Below are 7,905 nucleotides of genomic sequence, written 5' to 3'. Positions count from 1 at the left end.
TCGCAGGGCGGTGACGTGGTCGGCCAGGTGGTCACCACCATGTCGGCCATCGAAGCCTCGTCGAAGAAGATCGCCGAGATCATCTCGGTCATCGACGGCATTGCCTTCCAGACCAACATCCTGGCGCTGAATGCCGCAGTGGAAGCCGCCCGTGCCGGCGAACAGGGCCGCGGCTTCGCCGTGGTCGCCAGCGAAGTGCGCACCCTTGCCCAGCGCTCGGCCGCCGCCGCCAAGGAGATCAAGGGCCTGATCGACGACTCGGTCGGCAAGGTTGCCGAAGGTTCCAGCCTGGTCCACCAGGCCGGCAGCACCATGGGCGAGATCGTCGCCTCGGTGCAGCGCGTGACCGACATCATGGCCGAGATCTCTGCGGCCTCGCAGGAACAGTCGGCGGGCATCGAGCAGGTCAACCAGACCGTGGTGCAGATGGACGAAACCACCCAGCAGAATGCTGCGCTGGTGGAAGAAGCCACTGCTGCGGCACGCGCGATGGAAGACCAGGCCGTGCAGCTGGGTGAAGCCGTGGCCCGCTTCCGGCTGGCATCGCAGGGCACGACGGCCATCCCGGCACGCCCGCTGGCCGCACCGGTACCGCGACAGCTCGCAGCCGCCGCGCCTGCGGCAAAGCCGGCCCCGGCACGTGCGCTGCGCACGGCAACGGCCCAGCCGGCGCTGGCCACGGACGGCGACTGGCAGGAATTCTGACAGAAGCACGGGGTCAGATCCCTTTCCTGTGGGAAAGGGATCTGACCCCTTACGCGTGGAAAGTGATGCAAATCCCACTTCATAATCCGGTGCAGAGGCCGATATCCCCATCGAGCCTCGCGCCAATGCGTGCTGGCGCCCGCCCCTGACCGTAGATTCCATGTCCGACGGCAACGACACTGCAGTGCATGATGTCCACGCGGCTGATGCCGCGGACGAACGATTCCTGGTCCGCAACCCGCGCCAGCTGCGCCAGCTGCTGCGCTCGCTGATCGACCAGCGATCGCTGATCAACGCCCATATCGACGGCCGCGACCGTTCCTTCCCGACCGCCCTGCTCGACCTCGACGAAGACGAGGACTTCCTGCTGCTCGATGGCAGCCCACAGGAAGCCTCCAACCGCGCCGCCGAGCAGGCCGATCACCTGCTGTGCTTCGCCCAGCTCGAACGCGTGCTGGTACGGTTCCGGCTGCACGAACTGCAGCGCGTGGACAACGACGGCCATGTGGCCTTCCGTGCGCCGCTGCCTGACGAACTGGTGCACCTGCAGCGCCGCGAGCTGTACCGGCTGGAGACGCCGGTCACCGACTCGCCCCACCTGCTGCTGCCGCCTGGCGAAGCGCGCGCCGAAGCCCTGTCGATGCGCGTAGTGGACATCAGCGGTGGCGGCCTGGCCGTGGTGGTGCCCAATGACTGCGCGGTGTTTGGTCTGCAGAAGCGCTATCCGGCGCGGCTGTCGCTGCCGGACGGCCCCGACCTGGATATCGAACTGGTGGTCTGCAACCTGCTGCCGCAGCGTCAGCCCAATGGCATCGAGGTCAAGCGCGTGGGAATGCGCTTTGAATGCCTGCCACGCGGCGCCGACAGCGCCATCCAGCGCTACATCTTCCGCATCGACCGCCAGCGCAAGGCCCGCCGCAACGGCGAGCTCTGAGGCCGTCCGACCGGTAGTGCCGGCCGCCGGCCGGCAACCCTGGAACGCGTGCCGGGGTCAGATCCCTTTTCCCTGAAAAGGGATCTGACCCCATCCACGGCACTGCCCGGCACCTAAAGTCCCCCCCGGCGGGGCCGATATCGAGCCTGACACCGGGACTTCCGGCAGAACCAGGACCCCTCGATGAACGACAAGACCAGCTCCGCCGCCAGCGCCGGTGGCGAATTCCTCAGCTTCACCCTTGGTGACGAGCACTATGGCGTGGACATCCTCAAGGTGCAGGAAATCCGCGGCTACGACGCCGTCACCCGCGTGCCGGACGCCCCGGACTACATCAAGGGCGTGATCAACCTGCGCGGCACCATCGTCCCGGTCATCGACCTGCGCCTGAAGCTGCGCCTGGACAACGCCCGCTACGATGCCTTCACCGTGATGATCGTGCTGAACGTGGAAGACCGCGTGGTCGGCATCGTCGTCGACAGCGTCTCCGACGTGATCCCGCTGTCGGCCGAGCAGATCCGCCCGACCCCGGAATTCGGCGCCGCCGTCGACACCCGCTTCATCTCCGGCATCGGTACCCACGACGATCGCATGCTGATCCTGCTGGACATCGAGACCCTGCTCGACAGCGCCGACATGGGCCAGGCCAACCTCGCCGAAGACGTCGCTGCCTGAGCAACCGGAACTGCTTCACGTTCCAGTCACAAAACCCTTCAGTTCCCTTCGGCGGTGCCGATAGGGGGACAGAAGCCGGTCGCGCAGGAGCGCGCAGGACCGGCCCGATCGTTACCATCCCCGGAGATACCCTCGATGAAGTCCCTGTTTGCGTTCGTCTCGGCCGCTGTCCTGGCCACCACCGCCGCCTCCGCTTTCGCCCAGTCGGCCGACATGATCCCGCCGGAAATGGCGCCGCGTTCGGTCGGCAAGGACGGCATGGTCTGTGGCAAGGTCGAAAAGGCCCGTTACGCAGAAGGCTCCGAAGGCCAGCCGACCTTCCTGTACATGGGCGGCGCCTTCCCGCGCCACACCTTCTCGGCGCGTATCGCCGGCGAGAACCGCGGCAAGTTCTCCTTCCCGCTGGAAACCCTGGAAGGCAAGACCGTGTGCGTGATCGGCAAGATCCAGCGCGACGCCTCGCGTGCGGAAATCGAAGTCAGCTCGCCGGCCGGGCTGAAGCTGGCCAACATCAAGTAATCCGCCGTTCGTCGGACCACGCCGGGCCTGGTCCTGGCGTGGTTTCTGCTGCAACCGGGCCCGATGCCCGGGCGCGTCTGCCTTAGGAGCTCGCAACGCCCATGCCGTGGATCAACAACCTGAAACTGATGCCGAAACTGCTGCTGACCTTCGGCGTCCTCCTGCTGGTGATGCTGCTGCAGGGCATCGTCGCCTATCGCGGCCTGCATTCGCTGAACAACGTGACCACCGAGCTGGCCGGTTCACGCATGGAGAGCATCCGCATGGCCGGCGAGATGCGCGGCATGCTGGGCGAGTACCGCAATGCCGCCTACCAGCAGCTGATCCGCGCCAGCGATGACGTCAAGTCCGATGCGCGCAAGCAGGGCGTCGACCTGCGCGCCAGCATGGACAAGTCGATCAAGGAGTATCCGAAGCTGGTCGACAACCCGCAGCAGAAGAAGCTGTTCGACGCCTTCGCCAAGGAATGGAAGGACGCCTTGGCATCCTATGACAGCGTCACCGAGATGCTGGAACTGGACCTGCCGGACGACGCCATCGATACCTTCGTCGGCGAAACCCGCACCAAGCACCGCAAGGCCGCCTCCGCGCTGGAGGCGCTGATCGCCGAAGACAACCGCCTCGCCCGCGCCTCGCGCGAAGAGGCCGCATCCACCTACTCCGCCTCGGCCGTGCTGACCGTGATCGCCCTGCTGGGAGGCGCCGCGCTCGGCCTGGTGCTGGTGTGGCTGTTTGCCCGCGCCCTGGTCGGCAGCGTGCGTGGCGCCGTCTCGGTGGCCAACGACGTGGCCGGCGGCAAGCTCGATGGCCACATCGACGTCAGCCGCCAGGATGAAGTGGGCGAACTGATGCAGGCCATGCAGCGCATGCAGCGCGACCTGCGCGAGCGCATCGAGACCGACCAGGCCATCGCCCGCGAGAACCTGCGCATCCGTACCGCGCTGGACTACAGCTCGACCGGCGTCTACCTGACCGACACCAGCAACACCATCGTCTACAGCAACCGCGCCCTGCAGCAGACCCTGAGCCAGTACCAGGACGAACTGCGCCGCGACCTGCCGGACTTCGATGCGCAGGCTTCGCTGATCGGCAAGCCGGTCACCGTGCTCGAACACCGCGGCGAGATGGACCAGACCCTGCTGGGCAACCTGAAGGCACACGGCGTCGCCCGTCGCCCGATGCAGTACGGCGATGCCCAGTTCGCCCAGGTGGTCTCGACCATCCGCAATGAAGGCGGCGACACCGTCGGCTACGTGGTGGAATGGCGCGACCGTACCCAGGAAGCGCAGGTCGAAGCCGAAGTGGCCCGCGTGATCGCCCAGGCCGCCGCTGGCGACCTGTCCGGCCGCATCGATGCCAGCGACAAGGAAGGCTTCTTCCTGCAGCTGGCCCAGCAGATCAACGGCCTGCTGGACGCCAATGCCGGCAGCATCGAGCAGATCTCCGGCCTGCTGGCCGCGCTGTCGCAGGGCGACCTGACCGTGCGCATGCACGGCGATTACCAGGGCGTGTTCGCCCGGATGCGCGACGACGCCAACGCCACCGCCGCGCAGCTGAGCGAGATCGTCACCCGCATCAAGCAGTCCAGCCGCGCGATCAGCTCCGCTGCCGGTGAAATCGCCTCCGGCAACAGCGACCTGTCGCGCCGCACCGAACAGCAGGCCGCCAACCTGGAGGAAACCGCTGCCTCCATGGAGGAACTGACCTCCACCGTGCGCCAGAACGCCGAGCACGCACGCCAGGCCAACCAGCTCGCCATCGGCGCGCACGGTGTCGCCTCGCAGGGCGGTGACGTGGTCGGCCAGGTGGTCACCACCATGTCGGCCATCGAAGCCTCGTCGAAGAAGATCGCCGAGATCATCTCGGTGATCGACGGCATTGCCTTCCAGACCAACATCCTGGCGCTGAACGCCGCAGTGGAAGCCGCCCGTGCCGGCGAACAGGGCCGCGGCTTCGCCGTGGTCGCCAGCGAAGTGCGCACCCTCGCGCAGCGCTCGGCCGCGGCCGCCAAGGAGATCAAGGGCCTGATCGACGACTCGGTCGGCAAGGTCAACGACGGCTCGGCGCTGGTGCACAAGGCCGGCGCGACCATGGGCGAGATCGTCGCCTCGGTGCAGCGCGTGACCGACATCATGGCCGAGATCTCCGCCGCCTCGCAGGAACAGAGCGCCGGCATCGAACAGGTCAACCAGACCGTGGTGCAGATGGACGAAACCACCCAGCAGAACGCCGCGCTGGTGGAAGAAGCCACCGCCGCCGCACGTGCGATGGAAGAACAGGCCGGCCACCTCAGCGAGGCCGTGTCGATCTTCGTGGTGGACGAAGCCGAGGTCGTCGCCGCCCCGCGCGTCACCGCCCCGGCGCCGCGCGCCGCTGCACCGGCTGCCCCGGCCCCGGCTGCCCCGCCGGCCCGCCGCACGGCGGGTGGTCGCCCGATGGTCACCGAACTGGCCGACGGAGACTGGCAGGAGTTCTGATGCCTGCCTGACCTGAGTTACGAGAACGCCCTGGCCCTGTGCTGGGGCGTTTTTGTTTACCCCCCCGGGGTCAGATCCCTTTTCCTCAGGAAAAGGGATCTGACCCCACGTCGACCCCATCGCGGGATCCTCTACGCCCTCAACTCAAGCCTGTCTTCAAAGTCGAACTCGAGTTGCCTCGGAACACGCAGCGCACGACATCGACGCCATGGCCTCAGGCTCTCCATGCTGATCGGCGGAGCCAGAACGAGCGCATGTTGCCACGCGGACAGCGCGCTCGCACCGGCACAACAACGGTACGTGTGGGAAATGGACAAACGCAGAAAGCGGGCCAGTGCGGGGACGCGGAAATTGTGGTGCTGCAACATCACCAGATAAGTGCTTGCCACGGAATACTTCAGCTCCCCCTCGCCCGGCGGGAGGGGAGCCTCTTCACGCAGTTGCAGAAAGGACAAGGGGTCCTGCCCGTCCGCACTCAACCGCGCCAGCAAGGGGTGACCGCCCTCCTCCCCGCTGGGTGCGTGATCCAGGCGTACGGCGTGCCTGACGTTCACATCGGTGTAGCGAACCAGCTTCTGGTACAGATAACTGATCAACAGGGTCCGATCATCAGGCGCCGCCAGATCCAGCGGCTCCCTCCCTTCGTCTCCCCATGTCGCAGCCAACAGCCATGCTTCATTGATCACATCCTGTTCGCTGCATTCCCCCTGGGTATGCCGCGCAACGCGCTTCAGATCGGCCCTCTGCTGCTCGACGAACGCCGCAAATCCATCCAATACGCAATCACCTCGACCCAAAACCTGGAACGTTGAACCGGGTGGCGAACAAGTGGCTATGGGGGAAGTTGCAAATGCGAGGTCCGCCGGATCTACGGGGTCAGATCCCTTTACCCGAGGAAAAGGGATCTGACCCCATGATCCGCAGGCAGCGCCGCAGCCGCCGCTGCAAGGAAACCTGAATACGTTCGGACACCGCACCTCAATCCCCCGCCCGCGCGGCCGATAACGGGGTTGTCACGGCGTATCCCGCCGCTGACCGGCACGGCGCCGCCCGCCCGCTTCGACCTGGTCCTGCTCGATGAATCTCCTGCATCGCTGGCAACACTACTTCCGCAATCTTTCCGTCCGGCGCAAGCTCAACCTGCTGACGCTGCTCATCGCGCTCGGCGTGATCGCGCTCTCGGTGATCGCCGCCCGCATGCAGTACCTGGACCTGACCGAAACCCGCAAGAGCGCGCTGAAGACCCAGGTCCAACTGAGCTACGGCATCCTGCAGCACTACCACCGCCTGGCCGGTACCGGCGAGCTCAGCGAAGAGGCCGCCAAGAGCGCCGCGCTGCAGGCGCTGGAGGTCATGCGCGCCGGGAACGATACCTACTACTTCAACATCTACGACACCGGCTACCGCCTGCTGATGCACCCGTTCCGCAAGGACCTGGTCGGCAAGGACATGAAGGACTTCCGCACCGACGACGGCGTCCGGATCTACTACGACCAGGTCGAAGCGGCTCGCGCCGGCGGCGGCTTCGTCAACTACCGCTGGGCCAAGCCGGGCAGCAAGGGCGAGGTCGAGAAGGTCGCCTATGCCGGCCTGTTCGCGCCCTGGAACTGGGTGGTCAGCAGCGGCGTCTACATGGACGACGTGCAGAAACAGGCGCTGGTGTTCACCGCCATCATGGCGGTCTCTGGTGGCGTACTGGTGCTGATCGTGCTGGCCCTGAGCTGGGTCATCGGCAACCGCATCGCCGTGCCGCTGAAGCAGGCCACCGCTGTGGCCGAAGGCATCGCCGGCGGCAAGCTGGACAGCCACATCGGCCCGCAGCCGCACGACGAAACCGGCCGCCTGCTGGAGGCCATGGCCGGCATGCAGCAGCAGCTGCATGCAGTCATCACCGGCCAGCGCGAAATGGCGCGCCGTCACGACGGTGGCGAACTGAGCTACCGCATCGACGCCAGCGCCTTCCCCGGCGAGTACGGGCTGATGGTGCAGGAAACCAACGCCCTGGTCGGCGGCCACCTGCAGACCCTGCACGACGTGCTGGACGTGGTGCAGCAGTACGCGGTTGGCGATCTCAGCCGCGACATTGCACGCTACCCGGGCGAAAAGGCCGCGATGACAACCACCGTTGATACGGTCAAGGCCAACCTCGGCCGCATCAATGCCGAGATCAAGCAGCTGGCCAGCGCCGCCGCCGCCGGCGACTTCAGCCTCCGTGGCGATGCGCAGCGCTTCGATCACGATTTCCGCCTGATGCTGGAGAACCTCAACGCGATGATGGCGGTCAGCGATGACAACCTCGGCAAGCTCTCGCAGCTGCTGTCGGCCATCGCCGAAGGTGACCTGACCGCACGCATGCACGGTGATTACCAGGGCGTGTTCGCACGCATGCGCGACGATGCCAACACCACCGTTGCACAGCTGACCCAGATCGTCGGCCAGATCCAGGCCAGCGCGTCCAGCATCACCCTGGCCGCCGGCGAGATCGCCTCCGGCAACAGCGACCTGTCGCGCCGCACCGAGCAGCAGGCCGCCAACCTGGAAGAAACCGCCGCCTCGATGGAGGAACTGACCTCCACCGTGCGCCAGAACGCCGAG

7 protein-coding genes are annotated in these 7,905 nt (G+C 66.4%); 6 read left to right on the top strand and 1 reads right to left on the bottom strand.

The features are described from left to right. The 5 genes from AC5P7A_RS21175 to AC5P7A_RS21155 all read left to right on the top strand — a co-directional run. A partial coding sequence (locus tag AC5P7A_RS21175; protein ID WP_495220574.1) for a methyl-accepting chemotaxis protein occupies positions 1 to 705 on the top strand: 705 nt, incomplete at its 5' end. Positions 706 to 865: 160 nt separating this feature from the next. Further along, on the top strand, positions 866 to 1,639 hold the full coding sequence (locus tag AC5P7A_RS21170; RefSeq protein WP_046430424.1) for a flagellar brake protein: 774 nt from the start codon (positions 866 to 868) through the stop codon (positions 1,637 to 1,639). A 183-nt stretch (positions 1,640 to 1,822) separates the two neighbouring features. Beyond that, positions 1,823 to 2,314, top strand: a complete 492-nt coding sequence (locus AC5P7A_RS21165) for a chemotaxis protein CheW (RefSeq protein WP_014647021.1) — start codon at positions 1,823 to 1,825, stop codon at positions 2,312 to 2,314. 135 nt (positions 2,315 to 2,449) lie between these two features. Next, positions 2,450 to 2,833, top strand: a complete 384-nt coding sequence (locus AC5P7A_RS21160; protein WP_014647020.1) for a hypothetical protein — start codon at positions 2,450 to 2,452, stop codon at positions 2,831 to 2,833. A 101-nt stretch (positions 2,834 to 2,934) separates the two neighbouring features. Beyond that, the gene (locus AC5P7A_RS21155) at positions 2,935 to 5,310 is read left to right on the top strand and encodes a methyl-accepting chemotaxis protein (RefSeq protein WP_445391611.1); all 2,376 of its coding nucleotides are present in this window, start codon (positions 2,935 to 2,937) and stop codon (positions 5,308 to 5,310) included. A gap of 131 nt (positions 5,311 to 5,441) precedes the next feature. Here the strand turns inward: AC5P7A_RS21155 and AC5P7A_RS21150 are convergent, their stop codons facing one another. After that, positions 5,442 to 6,086 carry a hypothetical protein gene (locus tag AC5P7A_RS21150; protein WP_032959438.1) on the bottom strand — a complete coding sequence of 215 codons (645 nt, stop codon included), beginning with the start codon at positions 6,084 to 6,086 and terminating at the stop codon, positions 5,442 to 5,444. Between the two features lie 301 nt (positions 6,087 to 6,387). Between AC5P7A_RS21150 and AC5P7A_RS21145 the strand changes: the two genes are divergently transcribed. Further along, positions 6,388 to 7,905: cache domain-containing protein (locus AC5P7A_RS21145; protein WP_495220573.1), on the top strand; the 1,518-nt coding region annotated here is incomplete at its 3' end.

This window comes from Stenotrophomonas sp. YJH_SMC_65 (assembly GCF_059369475.1).
Note: the sequence above shows the minus strand (reverse complement) of the source record. Positions and strands in the feature narration are given on the sequence as shown.

What these genes read in the sequence shown, in the direction of transcription:
- AC5P7A_RS21170 (WP_046430424.1), top strand. Translation starts at nt 866, where the DNA reads ATGTCCGACGGCAACGACACTGCAGTGCATGATGTCCACGCGGCTGAT.
- AC5P7A_RS21165 (WP_014647021.1), top strand. Translation starts at nt 1,823, where the DNA reads ATGAACGACAAGACCAGCTCCGCCGCCAGCGCCGGTGGCGAATTCCTC.
- AC5P7A_RS21160 (WP_014647020.1), top strand. Translation starts at nt 2,450, where the DNA reads ATGAAGTCCCTGTTTGCGTTCGTCTCGGCCGCTGTCCTGGCCACCACC.
- AC5P7A_RS21155 (WP_445391611.1), top strand. Translation starts at nt 2,935, where the DNA reads ATGCCGTGGATCAACAACCTGAAACTGATGCCGAAACTGCTGCTGACC.